The sequence below is a fragment of the Chimaeribacter coloradensis genome (assembly GCF_002858715.1).
In the GTDB taxonomy this organism is placed as follows: Bacteria; Pseudomonadota; Gammaproteobacteria; order Enterobacterales; family Enterobacteriaceae; genus Chimaeribacter; species Chimaeribacter coloradensis.
On sequence record NZ_PJZH01000012.1, the window covers coordinates 102,270 to 124,057 of the forward strand.

19 protein-coding genes are annotated in these 21,788 nt (G+C 59.8%); 8 read left to right on the forward strand and 11 right to left on the reverse strand.

The window, feature by feature from the left end; translation table 11 throughout:
* Window positions 1-5: 5 nt before the first annotated feature.
* Genes CYR32_RS12940 through CYR32_RS12960 form a run of 5 tightly spaced genes read left to right on the forward strand, consistent with a single transcriptional unit; the run spans window position 6 to window position 4,201 of the window.
* The gene (locus tag CYR32_RS12940) at window positions 6-476 is read left to right on the forward strand and encodes a PTS sugar transporter subunit IIB (protein ID WP_101824973.1); all 471 of its coding nucleotides are present in this window, start codon (window positions 6-8) and stop codon (window positions 474-476) included.
* 14 nt (window positions 477-490) lie between these two features.
* The gene (locus tag CYR32_RS12945; RefSeq protein ID WP_101824975.1) at window positions 491-1,267 is read left to right on the forward strand and encodes a PTS mannose/fructose/sorbose/N-acetylgalactosamine transporter subunit IIC; all 777 of its coding nucleotides are present in this window, start codon (window positions 491-493) and stop codon (window positions 1,265-1,267) included.
* Window positions 1,245-2,093: a PTS system mannose/fructose/sorbose family transporter subunit IID gene (locus CYR32_RS12950; RefSeq protein WP_101824977.1), complete on the forward strand. Its 849-nt coding sequence runs from the start codon at window positions 1,245-1,247 to the stop codon at window positions 2,091-2,093. The genes CYR32_RS12945 and CYR32_RS12950 overlap by 23 nt, the downstream gene beginning before the upstream one ends.
* A 9-nt stretch (window positions 2,094-2,102) precedes the next feature.
* Window positions 2,103-3,167 (forward strand): SIS domain-containing protein, encoded by a 1,065-nt coding sequence (locus tag CYR32_RS12955; RefSeq protein WP_101824979.1) that lies wholly within the window; start codon window positions 2,103-2,105, stop codon window positions 3,165-3,167.
* Window positions 3,168-3,190: 23 nt separating this feature from the next.
* Window positions 3,191-4,201 (forward strand): SIS domain-containing protein, encoded by a 1,011-nt coding sequence (locus CYR32_RS12960; RefSeq protein ID WP_101824981.1) that lies wholly within the window; start codon window positions 3,191-3,193, stop codon window positions 4,199-4,201.
* Between the two features lie 125 nt (window positions 4,202-4,326).
* Here the strand turns inward: CYR32_RS12960 and CYR32_RS12965 are convergent, their stop codons facing one another.
* Both CYR32_RS12965 and CYR32_RS12970 read right to left on the reverse strand, forming a co-directional pair.
* Entirely contained in the window at window positions 4,327-5,631 is a 1,305-nt protein-coding gene (locus CYR32_RS12965) for a PQQ-dependent sugar dehydrogenase (RefSeq protein ID WP_101824983.1), read from the reverse strand.
* Window positions 5,628-6,089 carry a DUF2231 domain-containing protein gene (locus CYR32_RS12970; protein WP_101824985.1) on the reverse strand — a complete coding sequence of 154 codons (462 nt, stop codon included), beginning with the start codon at window positions 6,087-6,089 and terminating at the stop codon, window positions 5,628-5,630. Before CYR32_RS12970 ends, CYR32_RS12965 begins: the two co-directional genes overlap by 4 nt.
* 290 nt (window positions 6,090-6,379) lie before the next feature.
* On the opposite strand from CYR32_RS12970, the gene CYR32_RS12975 reads away from it, so the two are divergent.
* Window positions 6,380-6,910, forward strand: a complete 531-nt coding sequence (locus tag CYR32_RS12975; protein WP_146000698.1) for a hypothetical protein — start codon at window positions 6,380-6,382, stop codon at window positions 6,908-6,910.
* A gap of 219 nt (window positions 6,911-7,129) precedes the next feature.
* On the opposite strand, the gene idi is transcribed toward CYR32_RS12975, so the two are convergent.
* A complete protein-coding gene (gene idi / locus CYR32_RS12980) occupies window positions 7,130-7,696 on the reverse strand; it encodes an isopentenyl-diphosphate Delta-isomerase (protein WP_101824988.1) in 567 nt (188 codons plus the stop codon).
* 511 nt (window positions 7,697-8,207) lie between these two features.
* Between idi and CYR32_RS12985 the strand changes: the two genes are divergently transcribed.
* Entirely contained in the window at window positions 8,208-9,038 is an 831-nt protein-coding gene (locus tag CYR32_RS12985; protein WP_101824990.1) for a UTRA domain-containing protein, read from the forward strand.
* Here CYR32_RS12985 and CYR32_RS12990 read toward each other — a convergent pair.
* From CYR32_RS12990 to CYR32_RS13005, 4 genes are all read right to left on the reverse strand, one after another.
* The gene (locus CYR32_RS12990) at window positions 8,984-9,523 is read right to left on the reverse strand and encodes an O-acetyl-ADP-ribose deacetylase (protein ID WP_206602459.1); all 540 of its coding nucleotides are present in this window, start codon (window positions 9,521-9,523) and stop codon (window positions 8,984-8,986) included. The genes CYR32_RS12985 and CYR32_RS12990 overlap by 55 nt on opposite strands.
* 179 nt (window positions 9,524-9,702) lie before the next feature.
* On the reverse strand, window positions 9,703-11,442 hold the full coding sequence (locus CYR32_RS12995) for a penicillin-binding transpeptidase domain-containing protein (protein WP_101824994.1): 1,740 nt from the start codon (window positions 11,440-11,442) through the stop codon (window positions 9,703-9,705).
* A 189-nt stretch (window positions 11,443-11,631) separates the two neighbouring features.
* Window positions 11,632-13,545, reverse strand: a complete 1,914-nt coding sequence (gene mrdA / locus CYR32_RS13000) for a penicillin-binding protein 2 (protein WP_101824996.1) — start codon at window positions 13,543-13,545, stop codon at window positions 11,632-11,634.
* A gap of 216 nt (window positions 13,546-13,761) precedes the next feature.
* Window positions 13,762-14,325, reverse strand: a complete 564-nt coding sequence (locus CYR32_RS13005; RefSeq protein ID WP_101824997.1) for a TetR/AcrR family transcriptional regulator — start codon at window positions 14,323-14,325, stop codon at window positions 13,762-13,764.
* 128 nt (window positions 14,326-14,453) lie between these two features.
* Here CYR32_RS13005 and CYR32_RS13010 point away from each other — a divergent pair, with 128 nt between their 5' ends.
* Entirely contained in the window at window positions 14,454-15,860 is a 1,407-nt protein-coding gene (locus tag CYR32_RS13010; protein WP_101824999.1) for an amidase, read from the forward strand.
* Window positions 15,861-15,906: 46 nt separating this feature from the next.
* Here the strand turns inward: CYR32_RS13010 and CYR32_RS13015 are convergent, their stop codons facing one another.
* The 4 genes from CYR32_RS13015 to fdhF form a co-directional block, all read right to left on the reverse strand.
* A complete protein-coding gene (locus tag CYR32_RS13015) occupies window positions 15,907-16,386 on the reverse strand; it encodes an Hcp family type VI secretion system effector (RefSeq protein ID WP_101825001.1) in 480 nt (159 codons plus the stop codon).
* Between the two features lie 468 nt (window positions 16,387-16,854).
* Entirely contained in the window at window positions 16,855-17,508 is a 654-nt protein-coding gene (locus CYR32_RS13020) for a hypothetical protein (protein ID WP_101825003.1), read from the reverse strand.
* 724 nt (window positions 17,509-18,232) lie between these two features.
* Window positions 18,233-18,718, reverse strand: a complete 486-nt coding sequence (locus CYR32_RS13025) for a helical membrane plugin domain-containing protein (RefSeq protein WP_101825005.1) — start codon at window positions 18,716-18,718, stop codon at window positions 18,233-18,235.
* Window positions 18,718-21,690, reverse strand: coding sequence for a formate dehydrogenase subunit alpha (fdhF, locus tag CYR32_RS13030; RefSeq protein WP_101825007.1), 2,973 nt, complete (start codon window positions 21,688-21,690; stop codon window positions 18,718-18,720). Before fdhF ends, CYR32_RS13025 begins: the two co-directional genes overlap by 1 nt.
* Between the last annotated feature and the right edge of the window lie 98 nt (window positions 21,691-21,788).

Genomic DNA, 21,788 nt, shown 5'->3' on the forward strand with positions numbered 1-21,788 from the left:
GCCCTATGATCACCCTGTTGCGGGTTGACCACCGCTTACTTCATGGTCAGGTTGCCTTTTCCTGGACGCAGTTTATCGGCGCTGATTGCATCCTGATCGCCAACGACAGCGTACCGGATGATGAGCTGCGCAAAACCACCCTTAAGCTGGCAAAACCGCCGTCAGTAAAACTGGTGATTAAAAATATCAGCGACGCCATTGAGTCATTAAAAAGCGGCGTCACCGATAAATACCGCCTGTTTATTGTGGTGGAGTCGGTGGCAGATGCCTGCCGCCTGGTGAACGCCGTTCCGGAAATAACCAGCATTAACCTGGGTGGGGTAAAAGCGCGTGACGGCAGCCGCACGATTTCCAGGGCGATTAATTTATTGCCGCAGGAGATAGAACAATTACATGACATTATTCAGGCGGGTACGGAAGTGGAAATCCGGCAGGTACCCAATGACCGGAAAGTGCTGTTTAACGAGTCTCTCTGAGTCTGGGGAAAATTATGGCAGAAGCACTATTGCTTGGGCTGGTTGCGTTTATTGCCCAGTCGGAATATGCGCTGGGCACCTCGCTGATTTCACGCCCTATCGTCACCGGGCTGCTGACCGGGCTGGTACTGGGGGATGTGCAGACCGGCATTGTGATGGGCGCGACGCTGGAGCTGGCGTTTATCGGCTCCTTCTCGGTGGGGGCCTCTATCCCGCCGGATGTGGTGACCGGCGGCATTCTGGGGGTGGCGTTTGCCATCACCTCCGGGGCCGGAACGGAAACCGCCCTGCTGCTGGGGTTGCCGATCGCCACCCTGACGCTGGTACTGAAAAATATCTACCTCGGGCTGTTTATTCCGCTGCTTAACCAGCGGGCGGACGCCTTCGCAGCCGACGCAGACACCCGCGGCATTGAGCGGATGCACCTGCTGGCCGGGTTCGGCATGTCTTTGATGCTGGCGGCGGTGGTTACCGTCTCCTTCCTGGTGGGCAGCGCGGCGGTCAAATCACTGCTGGATGCGATCCCGGAGTTCATCAAACATGGGCTGAGCGTCGCGACCGGCATTATCCCGGCGCTGGGCTTCGCCATGCTGGCGCGGTTGTTGATCACCAAACGGGTTGCGCCCTACTTTTTCCTCGGCTTTGTGCTGATGGCCTACCTGAAAATCCCGGTCACGGGCATCGCCATCCTCGGCGCGATTATCGCCGTGATCATGGTGAATATGACCCGCCTGAACGCGCACACCGCCGCCGCACAAGGAGCACGCTATGACGATGAAGATGATTTCTGAGGAACGCGCGGAGAGCGACGCGCCCGCCCAGGCCCTCACCGCGCGGGATCTGCGCCGCCTCTTCTGGCGCTCGTTCCAGATGGAGTTCTCCTGGAACTATGAACGGCAGATGAACCTGGCGTTTGTCTACACGTTGATCCCGGTGCTGAAGAGGCTCTACCCGCGTAAAGAGGATCTGGCGGCGGCGCTGAAGCGGCACCTGGTGTTCTTCAATACCACGCCGCACATCGTGACGCTGATCCTCGGCATCACTGCCGCGATGGAGGAGAAAAACAGCAACCAACGCGACATGGACGCCGCCTCCATCGATAACGTCAAAGCCTCTCTGATGGGGCCGCTGGCCGGGCTGGGTGACTCCTTCTTCTGGGGGACGCTGCGCCTGATCGCCACCGGGATCGGCACCAGTCTGGCGCTGCAAGGCAGTTTGCTTGGGCCGCTGCTGTTCCTGCTGGTGTTTAACGTCCCGCACATTGCGCTGCGCTACCTCTTTACCCGCTGGGGCTATGTGCTGGGCACCGGGGTGCTCCAGCGGGTGCAGCAGAGCGGCATGATGGAGAGCCTGACCTTCGGCGCGTCGGTGATCGGCCTGATGGTGGTGGGCGGCATGACGGCCTCGATGATCAACATCACCATCCCGCTCAGCTTCGGCAGCGGTGATGCCAAAACCGAGGTGCAGTCGATTATTAACAACGTGATGCCCTGTTTGTTGCCGTTGCTGAGTTTCGGCATCGTCTATTGGCTGCTGGGGCGGAAAGTCAAACCCCTGGCGATATTGGGCGGCATGGCCGTGGTGGGCATTGCCGGTTCCTGGCTGGGCATACTCTAAGGAAATATGATGAACGCAACCATGCTGACCTATATTTACGGCACACCGGACGCGCTGGCGAAAATAGTGCGGGAATACCCGGAAAACTTACTTCCGTTAAAAAACGCGCTGGCCGGAAAACCGGTAAAAAGAATGATGCTGCTGGCGACCGGCTCCTCCTATAATGCCGCGCTCTGCGCCCGGAGTTATTTCGAGGAGACCTTCGGCATTCTGGTGGATCTGAAAGAGCCGGACTATTTTACCTATTATGAGCGCATCGATCCGGCGACCTCGCTGGTGCTGGCCATCAGCCAGAGCGGCAAGAGTGCCTCGACCCTGGCTGCGATGCAAAAGGTGCAGGCGGCGGGCCTGCCGGTGTTCTGCCTGACGGCCGATCCGGCCAGTGCAGCGGCGCAGGCGGCAGACGGCGTGCTTGACCTCAACACCGGTATCGAACAGGTCGGCTTTGTCACCCGTGGCTTCAGCGCCACGGTGCTGAACCTGCTGCTGATCGCCCTGCTGATTGCCGAAAGCCAGGGCACGGTCAGCCGGGCCGCGGCGGCCGCCGAGCGGGATGCGCTGCATACGCTGGCCGCGGCGCTGCCAACGGTGATTGAGAAAAGTGAGGCCTTTATCCGGCAGCACCGCGCCGCCTGGCTGGCCGCCTCGCGCTACGTGGCGATCGGCTACGGTGCGCTGCTCGGCGTCGCGAAGGAGGCGGAAACCAAACTCACCGAAACGGTACGGCTGCCCGCCAGCGGCGTTGAGCTGGAAGCCTATATGCACGGCCCGTATCTGGAGGCCAACCGATCCCACCTGCTCTTTTTTATTGAGCACCAGAAAAATACTCGCCTGCGGGCGCTGCGCGATTATATGCGCCCCTACGTCAGCGAAGTATTTACTATGACGCTGGAGAGTGATGAGCCTGCGGAAAATACTCTTTCGTTGGGCATTCCATCCAACCACCCTTTTTCCACGCTGCAATTAATTGTGCCGTTCCAGTTATTGTCATTCCACCTCGCGGCATTGCGCGGCGTGGATCTCAACATCCGTATTTTTGATGACTTTGACCAGGTATTAAAGAGCAAAGTTTAATTCCCCTTCCAGGAGAGATGCCCATGTTAGGATTTAATCAGGACGAGTACCTGACCAGTACCCGTGAGATCATCGCTGCGCGCGATACCGCGGAACAGGTCGCCGGGGCAATTCACGCTGCCGGTTTCAGTAACCTCTTTTTCGCGTCGGTGGGCGGCTCACTGGCCCCGATGATGGCGGTTCAGGCGTTCGCCAAGGAGATGACCGGCCTGCCGGTGTTTACTGAGCAGGCAGCGGAGCTGATGGCGCAGGGCCACAAACAGCTGACCCCCGCCTCGGTGGTGGTGACGTTGTCCAAATCGGGCGATACCCGCGAGTCGGTGGCAGTGGCCCGCTGGTGCCGCGAACAGGGCATCCGCGTGGTCGCCATCACCCGCGAGGCGGCGTCCCCGCTGGCGCAGGCCGCCACCTGGCACATTCCGATGCGGCATAAAAACGGCGTGGAGTTTGAATATATGCTGCTGTTCTGGCTCTTTTTCCGCCTGCTCTCCCTGAACGGTGACTTCAGCGCCTATGCGCGCTTTGCGCCGCAGCTCGCCCGGCTGCCGGATAACCTGCTGCGCGCCAAGCAGCAGTTTGACCCCCAGGCCGCGGCGATCGCCCGCCGTTACCATCAGGCGGACTATATGATGTGGGTCGGCGGCGCGGAGATGTGGGGCGAAGTCTACCTCTTCTCGATGTGTATCCTGGAGGAGATGCAGTGGAAGCGCACCAAAGCAGTGACCTCGGCGGAGTTCTTCCACGGCACGCTGGAGCTGCTGGAGAAGGATACGCCGCTGTTCCTGGTCAAAGGTGAAGGGCGTTGCCGCGCGCTGGATGATCGGGTCGAACGCTTTGCCCGCCAGATCGGCGCGCAGCCGGTGGTGATTGACCCGCGTGACTACGCGCTGGACGGGATAGACGATGAATTCCGCCCGCTGCTGGCCCCCTGCATCGTGTCGACGCTGCTGGTTGACCGGCTGGCGGCACACTTTGAACAGCAGACCGGCCACAGCCTGGATATTCGCCGTTACTACCGCCAGTTCGAGTATTGATCCCTCTGCCAGAGGGGAAGGCAGGAAAAGATAAAGAGACCGGGGGCGCAATGGCCCCCGGTTTTGTGACAGTGTCACGATAACGCCGCATTATCTCTGCGGCGTTACTGCATTCAGTGACGGTGTCACGGCGTTGCGGCTGAGGTCACGCGCCAGACCACGTTACCGGCATCATCGGCGATCAGCAGGCCGCCCTGCTGGTCCTGCGCCAGCCCGACCGGCAGGCCGCGCACCTCTTTCTGGTCATCCGTCAGGAAGCCGGTGACCACCGGTTTTGGCTCGCCCACCGGTTTGCCGTCACGGAACGCCACCCAGGAGACGCGGTAACCGTTCAGCGGCTTGCGGTTCCAGCTCCCGTGCTCACTGACAAACGCCCCGCCGCGGTAGTCGGCCAGATTGCTGCCGGTGTAGAACAGCAGGCCGAGCGGTGCCACGTGGGAGCTGAGGGCGTAGTCCGGCTTGATCGCCTTCTCCACCAGATCCGGCCGCTGCGGGCGGACGCGCTCATCAATATGCTGGCCGAAGTAGCTGTATGGCCAGCCGTAGAAGCCGCCCTCCTGCACCGAGGTCATGTAGTCCGGCACCAAATCCGCACCGATCTCATCGCGCTCGTTGACGATCGCCCAGAGCTTGCCGGTCTGCGGCTCCCACTGCAACCCGGTGGGGTTACGCAGGCCGCTGGCATAGACCCGGCTCGCGCCGCTGGCGGTGTCCACTTCCAGCACCGCGGCACGGCGGTACTCGTTGCCGAGGCCGTTTTCAGTGATGTTACTGTTGGAGCCGATACCGGCGTAGAGCTTGCTGCCGTCGGGGCTGGCCAGCAGCGCTTTGGTCCAGTGGTGGTTGATCGGCCCGCCGGGCAGGTCAGCCAGCTCGGTGCCGGGGTCGGTGATCCGCGTGGCGCCCGGCGTGTAGGCGTATTTCCGGATCGCATCGGCATTGGCGACATAGAGCGTGTTGCCGATCAGCTGTACGCCAAACGGCGAGTAGAGGTTCTCCAGGAAAATGTGCTTCTCCCAGGTGCCGTTATTGTTGCGCAGCAGCGTGATGCGGTTGCCGCCCGGCCCGCCCTTGCCGGAGGACTGCTGCACCACCCCCATGATCAGCTGCTTCGGCCGGTTCGGCGTTTTCGACGGGCCATTGGCCTCGACCACCAGCACATCGTTATTCGGCAGCACATAGAGCTGGCGCGGGTGCATCAGGCCGTCGGCCACTTTCTCAATCTTCAGCCCGGCGGGCACTTTCGGCGTCTCCCCCGTTTTCCAGGCGACCCCGCTGGGCACCTGCATCGGCGGTAGCAGGAAGTTTTTCGCTTCCGGCAGTTGCGGGTCGGGGCCGACCTGCGTGTTCGGGTCAAGGGTGGCACCGTTATCACAACCCGCCAGGCAGACGGCAACGGCCAGCAGGGAAAGCGTGCGCAGGTTTCTCATCGGGTCACTCCTTGAATTTCAGCGGTGTGGCGGCCGCGCAGGGCCAGGTGCACTGCGGCAAAGGCCATCAGCAGCACCACCAGCGTAGAGAGGATTACCCCCTCCGGCACCACCGCGTAGGCGTCACGGCTATGGATAAAGGCGTTCACAATCGCCAGCACCACCGCCAGCGCGTTGGCCCAGAAATGCACCTTGACCGGGGAGCCTTGCGGGTAGCGGTGGCCGACCCACACCTGCACCAGATTGATCAGCCGCGGGATGATGGCGAGGATCAGCCCCAGCACAATCAGCCAGCTGGCGGCGTGCGTCCAGAACACGTCATAGGTTTTGACGTAGAGAATATCGAAGATCCAGGCGGCGGTGAAAAAGCCGAACGGAAGCGGGTTAAGCAGCTCATACAGCGCCACGGCGGGTGCCGAGGGGCGTGCCGCGTGCCGCGAATTACCGGTGGGGGTCATTCACTTACTCCTTATCAAAGGGGGCAGCCGGATAAGGCGCGCCCAGGCAATACCACAGGAAAGGACGCCGGTGTTGCAGAGGTGAAATAACCGGCACCGCCATTAACTATAGAGGAAAAACCAGAAATGCCAGGGAGATCAGGTGATTGATGGGGAGCAGAAGCGCCTGTCAGGTAACCCGTGAAACGTCGCCAATTTACCTGGGAAAAAGATCGCAAAACGTGACGCCGTCACGAGACTGTCATCAATACCGCGCGCCTTCGTTGCATACTTCTGCGGACCATAACAGCATGGCTGACCTGAAAAGGATGACGGGTGAAATGTGTAAACACAGAGTGATAAACAGCGGTCTGGTTCTGTTTGAAGGAGGGAGCTATCTTGATATTGCGTTTGATTTTAATGGGCATAAGCAACAGGCGCGGCAGTTCCGGTTAATATTCTGCTCTCCAAGCCTTGACCCGGTCGCCGCGGAAACCATGCACAACATGCTGGGGAGTGACCTTTATACTCTCTCTGTGCGGGTCGTCAGTTTTTATGACCGTATGCAGGAAGACCAGAACCCTGATGACATTTTCAAAAGGCCTGAAGGCGCGTCATCCCTGCCCCTGAAAGCGCTTCATTATTTATACCAGACCTTGATGGATATCATGTTTACGATAGCGAAAAATGAGAAAATCCACCTGCTCTATTTTGTCGCGGAAAATAAGCAGCTTAATACCCTCTATACGCGATATATCAGAAAATTTGCAGAACAACGTAACCTTACTTGTGTAATCAACGGAGCATGTTATGCGATACGGACGCCGGGCTGCCCAGCCTGAGGAGCACATAGATTATCAGGCCATCCGCGCGGGAAAAGCGGCAATGGTTAAACGCTTTATGGCCGCGAAAGCCGCGGCTGAACGCCAGGGAAAGGTGGTGATTAAGCCTTTGTGAGGCGGGCAGATGTGTCGATCAGGGCGCGCGGTTCTGCCGGCGCGCCCTTTTTTGCGGGCCAAGAAGCTGTAAGGGAAATCCGGGAAGCGGGAATATTCCGCTTGTTACACACTGTGCGCCGGTTGCATCGGGGTGCTGAAGGCATTCATTGCGCGCAGCAGCGCCAGTTGCTTCACCATCCAGGGGCTGAAGGCCCAGGGCACGGCGGCGGCCCCGTCGTAGAGGGAATCAAGCGTTACCCACTGGTAGTCCATTACTTCACTGTGGCGCGGCGTGGGCGTGCTCTCCGTGAAGGCGCGGAAGATCGGGCAGTACTCGTTCTCCACAATGCCGGAGGCGTCGGTGGCGCGGTACTGGAAGTCGTCGGTGATAAGCGTCACCTCCTCCACCTCCAGGCCAATCTCATACCGGCAGCGGCGGTTAACCGCGGCCTGCATGGTTTCGCCCAGTTGTGGGTGGCCGCACACCGAGTTAGTCCAGACGCCCGGCCAGGCCACTTTGCTGATAGCGCGCCGGGTAATCAGCAATTTTCCTTCGGCGTTGAAGATATAGCAGGAAAAGGCCAGATGCAGCGGCGTAGAAGCGGTGTGAACCTGCGATTTATCCATGATCCCAATCTGTTGATGGTTGGCATCCAGCAAAACCACATGTTCTGTCGCACGATGACTCATGACTCACCTTTTTATAACGCCCGCCTGTCAGCGGGCGCGGTAAATTTAGGATTAATGCTATGGAAAGTATAGGAGAAAGGATCTGGCCGCGCGACCCTTTTCCCGAAACCAAACCCTGCCAGGTGTAAGAAAATACGAAGGGCTACGGGCAGCGATGCTGTACAGGCCAGGGGCATCGCAGGGGTGTTGTATTGGTTATGCTTGTATTAATACAACACAACAATGAACGGCCAGGTAAAGAACCGATCAGATCACACAATCAATAAGACAAGCAATGTCTCGTTGTATGCCCTGCGCTCTCTTGCTCCCACGACGCTTTGGCAGCCCCACAGACAATACAACCAATGGTAATTCATATGATCAATGCAATGCAGGCCTCCTGACCAGACATCGCATGATACAAGTCACAAAACAATACAACCTATTTAACCGAAGGGTTGTATTATCTTTATCCAACCCTCACGTGTGCTACTCTGCTGTCAGTCCTTTTTTGTTATGGAACCTGCTGCTGATGACAAAGAAACCGCGTTACCGTGAAATTGCCGATACCCTCTGCCAACAGGTCGCCAGTGGGCAGCTGAAAGCAGGTGATGCCCTGCCGACCGAAGCGCAACTGGGTGAGCAGTATGGTGTCAGCCGGGTGACGGTGCGTCAGGCATTGAAAGTGCTTACTGACCAGCAGGTGATTAAGAGTATCCAGGGGCGCGGGCGTTATGTGCGCGATGTACAGGACGCGCTCGCCCCACTGGCAGAAGAGGCGCGGCCCACTCCCGGCCCACAGGAACCTGTCCCGGCCGGCCCGCGTGGAGAGGCGCCACACAGCGCACCAGCTGCACGCGGGCCTGAGTCGCTCAGCGCATATTACGAAGTGCTGGATTTCGCCGTGGTGCTGCCGGATGAAACGGTGCGTACGGCATTAAGGCTGAAAAGCGGCGAGCGGGTTTACCAGGTACGGCGGCGGCAATTTATCCGGCAGACTCCGGTCGCCTTTGAGGAGGTCTGGCTGCCGCTGGCACTGTTCCCTGACCTGAGCTATGCGGTGATGCAATCCTCAACCTATGACTATGTCGAGAAGGTAAAGCACTGGGTGATTGACCGCAGCGAACAGGCGCTGCAGGCCAGGATGCCGTCCGGGGAGATGGCGCAGGCCCTGGGCATTGACCGGCAACGGCCGGTGCTGGAGCAGCGCGCGCTGGGGTTTTTACAGGACGGCACCGTGTTTGAGTACAGTTGCCGGGTCACCCAGGGGGATGACGCCCCGCTGACCTGGGTCACCTACCGGCACGATCAGGCAGGTGGGGTCGCCTCCCCTGCTTGCGGCTGGCCGAGCAGCTCGCGGTAGATCATCAGGTTCTCCGGGTCGAAACAGACAAACAGCACCTCTTCAATCGCCGGGTCGGTGCTGAGCACCGTCTGCGTGACCTCTATCGCGATCTGTGCCGCCTCGAGTTTCGGGAAGCCGTAAATGCCGGTGCTGATGTTGGGAAACGCCACCCGGCGCAGGCCATATTGCGCCACCAGATCAAAACTGCGCAGGTAGGCGCTGCGCAATAAGTCCGCCTCGCCCTGGCTCCCGCCTTCCCAGCGCGGGCCGACGGCATGAATCACCCATTTGGCCGGCAGATCGCCACCGAGAGTGATCACCGCGTCACCGGTTTTGCAGCCGCCGATGCGCTGGCACGCCTCCAGGATGGCCGGGCCGCCGGCGCGGTGAATGGCACCGTCTACCCCGCCGCCGCCGAGCAGCGAATTGTTCGCTGCATTGACAATGGCATCCACTTCCAGCCGCGTAATGTCCCCTGACAGCACGCCGATACGATCATTCATCATCACATCCCCTTTCGTTAAACAGTCCACCTTTTCAACACAATCCACCTTTTCAATACAGTTTATCGTTTCCACACAGGCCGCCTCGTCAAAACAGCCTGTTTTTCCATAATGAAAAGGGCCTGCCGGTGACCGGCAAGCCCTTCAAGTGTAGACGCTCCCGCCCGCTTCTCTGTGAATCAGCCTTTGATGGTGGAAACCACGTTCAGCTGCTGGGCATCCGGCAGGATGTTCATGTGCTCCATCACCTGCCCCATGATCTGGCCGAAGATTGGCCCGGCCACCGAGCCGCCGAAGTGTTTGCCCGCTTTGGGGTTGTTGACCATCACCACCAGCGCCACCCGCGGGTTGCTCGCCGGGGCGACCCCGGCGGTGTAGTTGATGTAGCCGCCGTCATACTTGCCGTTCTTGCCCATCTTTTCGGCCGTGCCGGTTTTGATCGCCAGCCGGTAGCCCGGCACCGCCGCACTCAGGCCGCTGCCGCCCGGCAGGGCGTCGCTCTCCATCATATGCACCACGGTTTTCACAATCTCCGGGTCCATCACCTGGGTGCCCATCACCGGCGGCGTCACTTTGGTGATCGACAGCGGGCGGTAGAGGCCGAAGGCGCCGATGGCCGCATACTCGCGCGCCATCTGGAGCGGCGTCACGCGCAGGCCGTAGCCGAAGGAGAAGGTGGCGCGGTCGATGTTCGACCACATCTGGCGGTGGAGCGGGAAGTAGCCGCTGCTCTCATTGCCCATGCCGAGGTCGGTGGGCTGGCCGAGGCCGAAACTGTGGTAGACATCCACCAGCACGTTGGCGGGCATCGCCAGCGCAATATGCGACACGGCAATGTCACTCGACTTCTGCAGGATGCCGGTCACCGTCAGCTCCGGCCAGTTGCCGACGTCCCGGATCAGGTGACCGTTCACCCGATAGGGGTGGGTGTCGAGTACCGAGTCCGGGCGGATCAGGTGGCGCGCCAGCCCGGTCATCACCACCAGCGGTTTTACCGTGGAGCCGGGTTCGAAGCTGTCGCTGCTGGCGACGTTGCGGATGTTGCCCGGCGGCGTGTCGGCCAGGTTGTTCGGGTTGAACGACGGGTAACTCGCCATGCCGAGGATCTCGCCGGTGTTCACGTCCACCAGCACTGCGCAGCCGGAGTCCGCCTGGTTGAGCAGCACGCCGTCACGGATATGGGCGTAAAGCACATATTGCAGGAACTTGTCGATGCTCAGCGTGACGTTGGGCGGGGCCACCGGGTCAATATTTTTCAGCAACCCAATCACCGCGCCATGCCCATCTTTCTGGTAGACGCGCAGGCCCGATTTGCCCTGCAACAGGTGGTTAAAGCCGAGTTCGATCCCCTCCAGCCCCTGGTTATCCATCCCGACGATGCCCACCAGCGCGGCGGCGTCCTGCCCCATCGGGTAGAAGCGGCTGAAATCCTGCTGGGTGCTGACGCCGGTCAGGTGCAGCTTGGTGACATACTCCGCCACTTCGGTATCCACTTTATGGGCGGCGAACAGGAAGCGCTTGTGCGGGTTGGCCTGGATCATCTGCTGGAGCTGGCTGAGCGGGATCTTCAGCACGCTGGCGAAACTCTGCCAGCGCTCATTGTTGAGCTGGGTGTCCGCTTCCAGGATATGTTTCGGGTCGAGGATGATGTCGCGCGAGGCGACACTGACCGCCAGCGCCTCGCCGTTGCGGTCGGTGATCATGCCGCGGTTGGTCGGCACCACCTGGGTACGGATCGAGCGCTGGTCAGCCTGGTCGGTGAGCTGCTTGTCATTGAGCAGCTGGAGGTCGCCGACCCGCGCCACCAGCAGGAAGAAGCAGACCAGTATCCCGGCGCAAATCCAGACAAAGCGGACAGAGGAATAGTTCTTGGCGGAGGCCGGGCCTTTGGCCGCGGCGGCCGCTTTCTTGCCGGGCATCGCCGGGCGTCTCTTTTTCATGGGGTTCTCAGCAGTCAATCGGGGCGTGCTGCGTGTGCAGCGCACAGCGGGTGACAGATTATGATGGAATTACAGCGGATTACAGCGCCCGCAGGCGCTAATCCGTTGCTGAATGTAAGAAAGAAACAAGAAAGGTTTTGCCTGTGGGAATTATCGCCGGCCGCGCCGTTAACGGGCCGGATCGGCAATCTGCTGGCCGGCAGCGGCGTCAGCGTGCGCCGGGTCAAAAATATGGTCAAGAATGGCGCGCGCGGTCGGCCCGGCGACCACGCCGTCACCGCCGCCATTCTCCAGGATCAGCGCCATCGCCACTTTCGGGTTTTTGTACGGGGCGAACAGCGTGTAGAAGATGTGGTCACGCAGCCGCACCGGCACCATTTTGGCGTTGTAGGTCTGGTTCTCTTTCAGGCTGAAGACCTGCGAGGTACCGGACTTGGCGGCAATGCCGTACGGCGCGGTGTGGAACAGCTTATAGCCGGTGCCGTTCGGCGCGTTGGCCATGCCGAACATCGCCGCTTTGACGATACCCCAGTAAGGCGAATGCGGGTCGCCGACCTGTTCCGCGCCCTCTGCCGGGGGCTGGTAGCGTTCAACGTGGTTCGCCCCTTTTATCGAGTAGAGCAGGTGCGGCGGTTTGACGGTGCCGTTATTGATCAGGGTGGTCAGCGCCTTGACCATCTGGATCGGCGTGGCGATCCAGTAGCCCTGGCCGATGCCGACCGGCACGGTGTCCCCCTGATACCAGGGTTTTTTATGGACGCGCTGTTTCCACGCCCGGCTCGGCAGCACGCCCTGGTACTCTTCGTTGAGGTCGATGCCGGTGGGCCGCCCGTAGCCGAATTTGCTCATCCACTCGTGGATGCGGTCGATCCCCATCTCATAGGCCACCTGGTAGAAGAAGGTGTCCGCGGACTCCTCAATCGCCTTGGTGACGTTCAGCATCCCGTGGCCGCTCTTCAGCCAGTCGCGGTAGTGGCGTTTGGAGCCGGGCAGCACCCAGCTCGGCGCGCCGAAGAAGGTGGTGCCGGGGGTGATCACCCCGGCGAACAGCGCGGAGACCGACATATAGGGTTTTACCGTCGAGGCAGGCGGGTACAGCCCCTGCGTCACCCGGTTGATCAGCGGCAGGTCGGGGTTGCTGAGCAGGCTTTTGTACTGCGTGTAGCTGATGCCTTTCACAAAGGGGTTCGGGTCATAGCTGGGGCTGGAGACCATCGCCAGGATGCCGCCGTCGCGCGGGTCTTCCACCACCACGGCGGCGCGCTGCCCCTTAAGCACCGACTCGATGTACTGTTGCAGCGGCAGGCTCAGGGAGAGGTAGATGTCTTTCCCGGCCTGCGGCGGCTGCTCTTTCAGCAGGCGCACCACCCGGCCGTGGTTATCCACTTCCACCTCCTGGTAGCCGGTTTTGCCGTGCAGCACGCTCTCGTAGTAACCCTCAATTCCCTGTTTGCCGATGTTATGGTCGGCGGCGTAGTTCTCCGCAAGGCCCGCTTTCTCCAGCCGCTGCTCGTCCCGGTCGTTGATTTTCGAGACATAGCCCACCACGTGTGCCAGCTGGGCGCCGTAGGGGTATTCGCGCTGCTGGTAGGTGTCGATGGAGACGCCGGTAAACTTGAACTGGTTGACGGCAAAACGCGCCACTTCGTCGTCGGAGAGTTCCATCTTCAGCGTCACCGGTTTGTAACGGCTGGTGTGGTGCATGGCGTCGCGGAAATCGGTGATGTCGTCCGGCGTCAGGTTAACGATTGGCGTCAGCGCCTTGAGCGTCGCTTCCATGTCATCGACTTTGCCGGGGATGATCTGGATCTGGTAGAGCGTGAGGTTGTGCACCAGCGGAATGCCGTTGCGGTCGTAGATCAGCCCGCGGCTCGGGGCAATCGGCAACATTTTGATGTCATTCTGATTGGAGCGGGTCTGGTAGAAGGCGTGCTGTTTTACCTGCAAGCGGTAGAGGTTGGCGACCAGCACCCCGGAGAGCAACAGCACTACCCCAAAGGCCACCAGCGCACGGCGGATAAAGAGGCGGACCTCCGCAGAGTAGTCACGGAAGGGGTGCTGATTGTGCTCAAATAGGGCCATGCCGGGGTCGTTACCTGTCTGCTTTGTTGCCGTTTCTGCCGCCGGTACGCGGCGGGCGGATCGTGTCAAAAGCGGGCAAGCATAACGGACAGGGGGAGGTGTGCCTATGAAAAGGTTGCTAATTATATGCGGGGAGTGTTTCAGGGTGTTAAGGGGCGGCAGGAAGATGGCAGGGGGTAAACGCCGGCCGCGCTGCCATCTTCATCACGCAGAGGTTTACGCCGGTAACAGGCCGGCAGACTGGTAGCCGGCGATCAGGTCATCAAACAGGGTGATGTCTGAGCGGCTTCTCGCCAGCAGTTGTGCGCCGGAAACGGCGGCGAAAATCGCCCGCGCGCGCCCTTCGCTCTCCTCAGGCGGGACAAGGCCCGCATCGGCCAGGGTGGCGGCGAGCCAGGCGATGTTGATGTCGGCAAAGGCCTGTACCTCGGTTTTTACCGCGTCCGGCAGGTCGTCATATTCCGCAGACATAAAACTCCCCATGCAGAGCCGGTTACCGTGCGCCAGTGACCGGCGGAAAATCCCGGGGTACCGGCGCAGGCTGCTCAGGGCGTCCGGCGCGTCGGCGCGCATCGCCTCCAGATCGGCCGCGGTGTCCTCCCAGTAGCGCCTTGCCACCGCTGCCCCCAATTCCGCTTTGCTGGGAAAATGGTGGTAAATGCTCGCCGCTTTAATGCCGACTTCCGCCGCCAGATCGCGGAAATTTAACCCGCCGTAACCGTGCGCCTGGGCGCTCTGCCGCGCCGCCGCCAGAATCGCTTCTTTGGCATTTTTACTCATATACCCTCCCTTGCCGGGCAATGATGCCCACTGGAAATATTTATCCTACCATGTGGCAGGCAGGCCTTGACAGCGAAAAGTAATGTAACCATGCTTAACCTACCAACTGACAGGTAGGGTAATCCATCATGAGCAACGACATCATTTTTTCTGACGCCACGCGGCTGGCTGAGCTGATTCGTACCAAAGAGGTCTCCCCGGTTGAGGTGGTGCAGGCGCACCTCGATCGTATTGACGCCACGAATGACCGGGTAAATGCGGTGGTCACAGTGGTGGGCAGCGCCCTGAAGGCCGCGAAAGCCGCGGAAGCGGCAGTGATGGCGGGGGCACCCCTCGGCCCGCTGCATGGCGTGCCCTTCACCGTAAAAGACTCCATCGACACCGCTGGGGTGCTGACCCAGCGCGGGTCGCCCATCTTCAGGGATCGCCAGCCGGATACCGACGCCACCAGCGTGGCGCGGATGAAACAGGCGGGCGGCATCCTGCTGGCGAAAACCAACCTCCCCGAGTTTTCGTATTGGATTGAGAGCGACAACCTGCTCTCCGGCCGGTCTAACAACCCCTGGGACCTGACGCGCACCCCCGGCGGCTCCAGCGGTGGGGAGTCCGCGGCGATTGCGGCGGGCATGTCACCGCTGGGGCTGGGGACTGACCTGGCGATCTCGGTGCGCGGCCCGGCGGCGCAGACCGGCATCACCTCGATGAAAGCGACCCACGGCAGCGTACCGATGACCGGTATCTGGCCGCGCGCCCCCCGCCGGTTCTGGCATGTGGGGCCGATGGCCCGTTCAGTGCGCGACATCGCCCTTGCCTTCTCGCAGCTTGCCGGGCCGGATGGGCAGGACGCCTTCGCCGGCACCCTCCGGCCCGGCACGCGCCTGGCGGCACCGCACGGCCGCCCGCTGCGCATCGGCTGGATGGTCGGCCCCGGTTTCGGCCCGGTCGACCCGGAGGTCGTGGCGGTAGTGAAAGCCGCCGCCGGGGCGCTGGAGGCGCAGGGGCTGGTGGTAGAGCCGGTGGGCATTCCGGCGCTGGAGCGGGATTTCGCCCTCGACGTGTTTAACCGCCTGCATGTGATGGAGATGAAACCCGCCTTTGCCGCCGCGATCGCCGGGCGACGCCCGGAGGAGATCTATAAAATGGCGCGCACCATGCTGTCCCTGCCCGATACCCCGATGGACGCGTATATCGACGCGGAGCAGGCAGCCGAGCGGCTGCGGGACGGTTACGCGGACTATTTCTCCCGGTATGACGCACTGATCACCCATGTGCTGCCGGTTCCGGCGCATAAGCATGGAGTGGATCAGTTTACGATTGATGGCCAGACCGTGGACGCGACCTACCTGCAAGGCGCGACGGTGCCGCTGAATATCACCGGTCTGCCGGGCGTGGCGCTGCCGTTTGGCATGAGTGGTGAGGGGTTACCGATCAGCGTGCAGATCGTCGGCGCATGGCATGCGGAGGGGACGATCCTGCACATCGCCTCTTTACTGGAGGCCGTCAGCCCGATGGCCGGCCGCCACCCGGCGCTCTGAGGCAGAGCTGTGGATAACGATACGGGCAAGGATGCCCGGATAACGGCTACGCAACCGCGAGGTGGTTCCAGCTGTCTTTGCAGATCATATTGCCTTCGCAATGTTTCCAGGTAATCGCCCCATAATGCATCTGGATGGTTTCCATATGGGTGCCCGTGCCGGCACCGGGATAGAGGTTTGGCGTGATGCGGGTAATCCTGACCTTTTCCAGCAGGATGGTGAAATACGCTTTCTCCAGCCCGGCGTCGCTAATCTGGTACATGTGTATCGCTGCGGATTTCAGTATCAGGTTATTGCACAGCGCCTGACATAAAATCGGTGTTGTCCGGTCAAACTCCTTTTGGACAATCAACGGCGTATGAACGCGGGTTGAGGTTAACCGGCCTGTGTGCCCATCCGCAGGGATAAACAGATCGTGCGCCACTTCCCGTAACTCAATCGCCCCTACCCGGCCCGCCACCTGACACCCACCCACAATAGGGGAGCCATTTTCATCTGTTAACCAAAGATAAGCTGGGTTCGACATGGTTGATCCTTATAAGTGAAATGAGAAGGAGATAATCCGACTATTCTTCTGATGAAGAAAACCTTTCCATGACTTTGCCGATAAAGTAAAAACAGACAAAAGTTGCAACAATAGAAAGCAACCTCTCTGTCCAGGTTTCAAAATGAAAAAACCAGAAGACAGTTAAGCAGAACCAGATGGAATGAAGGATTGCCTCCAAAACGCCCCATGCGCATCCTGCTGTCTTTTTCTTGGCCCATCTGAATTTATCCACTCTACCCCCTATTTTCTATTAACATGCATTCTTTTTAAAACTTGAAAAATTTGTCCAGAAAAAGCCCAATAAAATAGGCGAAAACATACGCAGCCAAAAAGGAAAATAACTTTTAAGGCCAGTAATCGATATAACATAATAAGAAAATTGACAAGCCGAAGGTTGCGGTGCTGATAAGCCCTCCAACTATATCTGTAAGACAGCCGATACATTTTTCACCCACGGTAGCTACCTAACTCTTCTTCAACAACCATCAGGATTTTATTAAAGGCGTAAGTACCCTGACGCCGTTTTACTGATAAGGCATCAATAAAAGGTTTAAGCATGGGTTCAAGCAAAAAGTAGAGCAGGTCATAATCCATAGGGCGTAATAATTGATAGATCTCGGGTTCTTCAATACTTAACTTTTCCGACGCTCTGATACTGCGTTCTGTCATCCCTCCAATAAGTAAAATATTCCCCCCCAATGCCCAGACGCCTTTTTTATAAAAGGCGATCTTTCCCAGAATAGCTGTTGCCAATATTGATGCAAGCTTAGAGTTTGCTGCGATACGCCCAACCAGAGAAAATATGGCCCGGCTATATATCTTATTTTTCTCGGTTTCTGTGACCTGCTCAGTAAACTCGTTAAAAATGATCTGTACCGCGTCAGCAATGCGGTCATGATTAAGAATGCCTTTACGCAAGGCTTGAGCAATCCTCACTCTTTCTCTGTCATGAGCGTAATGCGACTCCGTATCGAAATAGCCATATACCATATAGCCAATATCCACAGGCACAGACAGTGCCCCCTGCATAAACCCGACAACAGAATCAGGCGAGATAATGATCTCAGCAATGCGTAAGGCGATTTCCCTGTAATCACTCATCGGCATTCCTTCTGCGCGTCGTCATTCCAGAAATTTTCTTATAAACTGCTTTTTATTTTGAAACCAGAGGCGCGAATTATGCTATTCCTGAAGCGCGGGACTTACAATGGCGTTGTGATTAAACCTTGATAATGATCAATTATATAAATGGCAGAATTTCTTTATTTTTTCTTAAAATAAAAACCAAAATTCTCTAATTATTTAAAAGCAGAATAATATAAAAACACCCCTATTCCCCCTGCCTGCTCACAAGTTTGCAGAAAGGGTGGAGATATAAAAACCACTGCCGGATAGTATTGCGGGATAAAGTTAAAAGCGCGATTACCGAAAGTACCCCCACCTACTCTTTCCTTACATACCAACAGGTTTGCAGACGTGGTGGGGGCGTAAAAATCATTGCCGAATGGAGCCGCAGGGCCGGGTGAGCAGGCATGGATGCCTGCGAGAGACGCCCATGACAGGGACTGTCATTAGCGGCGGCCCGATCAGCCCGGAGGCGAAATGAGGGTCACCCGCGAGAGCGGGCAATGATTCAGCCGGGGCACCCAAGGCGCGGGGATGCAAGGGGCGCGCGCCTATGCGCCCCTTGCGCGGTGGCCGCAGCGGGGCCGCAGAAAGACGCCGGGCGTATGCCAACGCAATATACCTCGATCCCCTCCAACCCCGGGTTGCCTGACCGCACATGAACAACCGAAACCTCCACCGCCCCATCAAAACCTAACAACTAAGCATCACTCCCCTTCCCCGTAAACGCCGAAATCGGCTTATCCACCTCCTTCTCCATCCCGGCGGCAAACGCCCGCAGCCCGTTCAGCAGCGGCGTCACCGCCCGCCACAGACTCTCGTCATTCAGCAGGTGGTAAACCCCGGTTAACCCCGGGGCCTCTTTCTTACTGCCCTCTTCCGGCTGCGGCTGCCCGATCGCCTCCAGCGCCTCTTTCATCGCGAATACCACTTTGTAAAACGTCTCGGGCGGAATACTCGACAGCGCCATCATCAGCACCGACAGGTTCTGCACCGCGTTCAGCGTGCCGGGCTTGTTCAGCCCCTGCGCCAGCACGCCTGCAATCTGGTTATTGGCGGCCACCACGTCATTGGCGAACCGCAGCACGCCGTGGTGGTGCAGCGTGTGCAGCAGCTTATGCAGCTCCTCAAAGGCATCCATCCCGATCTTGGGTGGGGTAACGGTATGGTCAATCGGTTCGGCCATCAGAATCTCTCCGGGTTGGGGGATTTCAGCGGGATCGCAACGTAGTCGTCCTGCGCCCACTTCTGCTCCACCGGCACGTGGCTGAGCGGCGTGCGGTGGCCATAACGGAAATTGTGGTCGGGCAGCGGCACCGAGGCGGCCGGGCGCGCCAGCACCTCCAGCTTCACCGCCACCTCTTTGTACGCCGGGGTGTTGACGTCCGGGTCGTGGTGCTCGCCGGTGAGTTTGTTCACCCCGTCGCTGCCCTGGTGGATCGGCAGGAACAGGTTATTGCCCTGCACCCGGTCGGTCACCAGCGCCGGCACCTCAATGGCGTCGCGCCGCGAGGTGATTTTCAGCCAGTGGCCGGACGCGATGCCGAGCTGTGCGGCCAGTTCCGGGCTGACCTCCACAAACCAGTGCGGCACCAGCCAGCGGATGCCGGGCACCCGGCCGGTCTGGTTGTTCCCCTGGAACATCTCCAGCAACCGGCCGTTATTCAGGGTGTAAGGATAGTCGCCGCCCGCCTCTTCTGCCGGGGCCTGCCACTGCAACGGGTAGAGCGTGGCTTTGCCGTCGTCGGTGTGGAAGCCCTGCGTGTAGAGCAGCGGTGTGTCGGTGCCGTCTGCCGCCACCGGCCATTGCAGCGAGGCCCAGCCCTCAAGCCGGGCGTAGTTCACCCCGGCGAAGATCCCGGCGATAGAGGCGACTTCATCCATAATCTGTGACGGATGGGTGTAGCCCCAGTCGTGCCCCATGCGTTTCGCCAGCCCGGTGAAGATCCACCAGTCCGGTCGGCTGTCGCCCAGCGGCGGCATCACCTCGTAGAAACGCTGGATGCGGCGCTCGGTGTTCACGTAAGTGCCCTCTTTCTCCACGCTCGGGCAGCCCGGCAGCACCACATCGGCAAAGCGGGCGGTGCGGCTGAAGAAGATGTCCTGCACCACCATAAACTCCAGCCTGCTGAAGCCGTCATGCACGCTGGCGGCGTCGGCATCGGCAAAGGCGGTCTCCTCGCCGGTGATGTACATCGCCTTGAGTTTGCCCTGATGGGCCGCCTGCACCATTTTGAAGTTGTCTTCGCCGACCTTATCGGAGAGCGTTTCAGGGGCCACGCCCCACGCTTTCGCCCATTTGGCGCGCACTTGCGGGTCGGTGACTTTCTCATAGCCGGGGTACTGGTTGGCGAGGCAGCCGAAATCACTGGCTCCCTGCACGTTGTTGTGGCCGCGCATCGGGTAGCCGCCGGTGCCGGGGCGGCCATAGTTGCCGGTGACCAGCAGCAGGTTGGAGAGCGCGGTGCTGGTGTCTGCGCCGTGGCTGTGCTGGGTGATGCCCATCGCCCACAGGATGCAGACCGACTTCGCCCGGCCGATCATCTCCGCGGCGGCCACCAGATCGGCCTGCGCGATGCCGGTCATCTGTGCGGCATAGTCCAGGGTAAAGGGGGCCAGCGAGCGGCGGTACTCCTCCACGCCGTTGACCTGCTGCGCCAGGAACGCGTCGTCCGCCAGCTGGTGGTCGAACATATAGCGGCTGAGGGCGCTGGCCCACACCAGGTCACTGCCCGGTCTGGGGCGCAGGTAGAGATCGGCGCGCTCCGCCATCTCATGTTTGCGCGGGTCGACCACCAGCAGCTTGTGGTCGTGGTGCTTGCGCGCCGCCTTGATTTTGGCGGCGATCACCGGGTGGTTCTCGGCGGTGTTGCTGCCGACAATCACGATCAGCTCCGCCTGCTCGAGATCCCGGATGCTGCCCGCGTCACCGCCGTAGCCCACGGTGCGGAACAGCCCTTCGGTGGCCGGGTTCTGGCAGTAGCGCGAGGAGTTGTCGACGCTGTTGGTGCCGATGATCAGCCGGGCGATCTTCTGCGTCAGGTAGGCCTCTTCATTGCTGCCTTTGCTGGAGCCGATAAAGCCGATGCTCTCCGGCCCGTGGATATTGCGGATCTCCAGCAGCTTCTGCGCCACCCTGTCCAGCGCCTCGTCCCAGCTCGCCTCACGGAATTTGCCGTTCTCGCGGATCAGCGGCGTGGTCAGCCGTTCTTTGCTGTTGACGAAATCCCAGGAGAATTTGCCCTTCACGCAGGTGGAGATGCCGTTGGCCGGCGCTTCCGCCACCGGCTGCACTTTCAGGATCTCGCGGTCGCGCGTCCACATCTCGAAACTGCACCCCACGCCGCAGTAAGTGCAGACGGTTTTGGTGCGTTTGATCTCCGGCTGCCGCCAGTGGGCGTCGATCACCGAAATCCCGCTGATGATCTCCGCGCCGGTGGTGTTCTCAATCGCTTTCACTGCATCAATCAGGTTGCGCTTGAGCGGCTGGTCCATGTTGGTCAGTGGCCCGGCATCCGGCTGCATGCTGGTCTCCAGCAGCGCGTTACAGGGGCAGACGGTGACACAGTGGCCGCAGCTTACGCAGCTCGAGCCGGCGATGGTCTCGCCGCCGTCCCACAGCACCCGCGGGTGTTCCATGCTGTAGTCGATGCTCAGCGTCTCATTCACCTCGACGTTCTGGCACGCCTCCACACAGCGCCCGCACAGGATGCACTGGTCCGGATCGTAGGTGTAGAACGGGTTAGAGTGGTCTTTGGTGTAGGGTTTGCGTTTGTATTCGTAACGCTGGATCGGGATGTGCATATCCACCATGGTGTTATGCAGCGTGCAGTCGCCGGTGTTGTGCTCGCACACCGTGCAGTAAAGCTCATGCTTGGCGAGGATGCGGTCCATCCCCTCATGCTGGGCGGTCTTTGCCTGCGCCGTTTTTGCCTTGACTGCCAGGCCGTCGGTGGTACGCAGGGTACAGCCGCGCACCAGCTCGCCGTCCACCTCGACCCAGCAGACGTCACAGGTCTGCAGCGGCGTCAGCGCGCGGTGGTAACAGACGTGCGGCAGGGTAACGCCCTGCTCTTGCAGGAAATCGATCAGCGGCTGGTCAGTTTTGCCGGTGAGTTTCCTGCCGTCATAGGTAATGGTACAGAGTGCCTCGCTCATTCAACACTGCTCCTGTCACGGGTCTGGGTGGCTCGCCAACAGTGGGCGAAAAAAGGGAAGACGCGGGTTAACTGCCTGATTAACGGGTCTGTTTATAA

Bases quoted from the DNA above. Each gene is read 5' to 3' on its own strand.
- CYR32_RS12940 (WP_101824973.1), top strand. From the start codon at position 6: ATGATCACCCTGTTGCGGGTTGACCACCGCTTACTTCATGGTCAGGTT.
- CYR32_RS12945 (WP_101824975.1), top strand. From the start codon at position 491: ATGGCAGAAGCACTATTGCTTGGGCTGGTTGCGTTTATTGCCCAGTCG.
- CYR32_RS12950 (WP_101824977.1), top strand. From the start codon at position 1,245: ATGACGATGAAGATGATTTCTGAGGAACGCGCGGAGAGCGACGCGCCC.
- CYR32_RS12955 (WP_101824979.1), top strand. From the start codon at position 2,103: ATGAACGCAACCATGCTGACCTATATTTACGGCACACCGGACGCGCTG.
- CYR32_RS12960 (WP_101824981.1), top strand. From the start codon at position 3,191: ATGTTAGGATTTAATCAGGACGAGTACCTGACCAGTACCCGTGAGATC.
- CYR32_RS12965 (WP_101824983.1), bottom strand. From the start codon at position 5,631: ATGAGAAACCTGCGCACGCTTTCCCTGCTGGCCGTTGCCGTCTGCCTG.
- CYR32_RS12970 (WP_101824985.1), bottom strand. From the start codon at position 6,089: ATGACCCCCACCGGTAATTCGCGGCACGCGGCACGCCCCTCGGCACCC.
- CYR32_RS12975 (WP_146000698.1), top strand. From the start codon at position 6,380: ATGGCTGACCTGAAAAGGATGACGGGTGAAATGTGTAAACACAGAGTG.
- idi (WP_101824988.1), bottom strand. From the start codon at position 7,696: ATGAGTCATCGTGCGACAGAACATGTGGTTTTGCTGGATGCCAACCAT.
- CYR32_RS12985 (WP_101824990.1), top strand. From the start codon at position 8,208: ATGACAAAGAAACCGCGTTACCGTGAAATTGCCGATACCCTCTGCCAA.
- CYR32_RS12990 (WP_206602459.1), bottom strand. From the start codon at position 9,523: ATGAATGATCGTATCGGCGTGCTGTCAGGGGACATTACGCGGCTGGAA.
- CYR32_RS12995 (WP_101824994.1), bottom strand. From the start codon at position 11,442: ATGCCCGGCAAGAAAGCGGCCGCCGCGGCCAAAGGCCCGGCCTCCGCC.
- mrdA (WP_101824996.1), bottom strand. From the start codon at position 13,545: ATGGCCCTATTTGAGCACAATCAGCACCCCTTCCGTGACTACTCTGCG.
- CYR32_RS13005 (WP_101824997.1), bottom strand. From the start codon at position 14,325: ATGAGTAAAAATGCCAAAGAAGCGATTCTGGCGGCGGCGCGGCAGAGC.
- CYR32_RS13010 (WP_101824999.1), top strand. From the start codon at position 14,454: ATGAGCAACGACATCATTTTTTCTGACGCCACGCGGCTGGCTGAGCTG.
- CYR32_RS13015 (WP_101825001.1), bottom strand. From the start codon at position 16,386: ATGTCGAACCCAGCTTATCTTTGGTTAACAGATGAAAATGGCTCCCCT.
- CYR32_RS13020 (WP_101825003.1), bottom strand. From the start codon at position 17,508: ATGAGTGATTACAGGGAAATCGCCTTACGCATTGCTGAGATCATTATC.
- CYR32_RS13025 (WP_101825005.1), bottom strand. From the start codon at position 18,718: ATGGCCGAACCGATTGACCATACCGTTACCCCACCCAAGATCGGGATG.
- fdhF (WP_101825007.1), bottom strand. From the start codon at position 21,690: ATGAGCGAGGCACTCTGTACCATTACCTATGACGGCAGGAAACTCACC.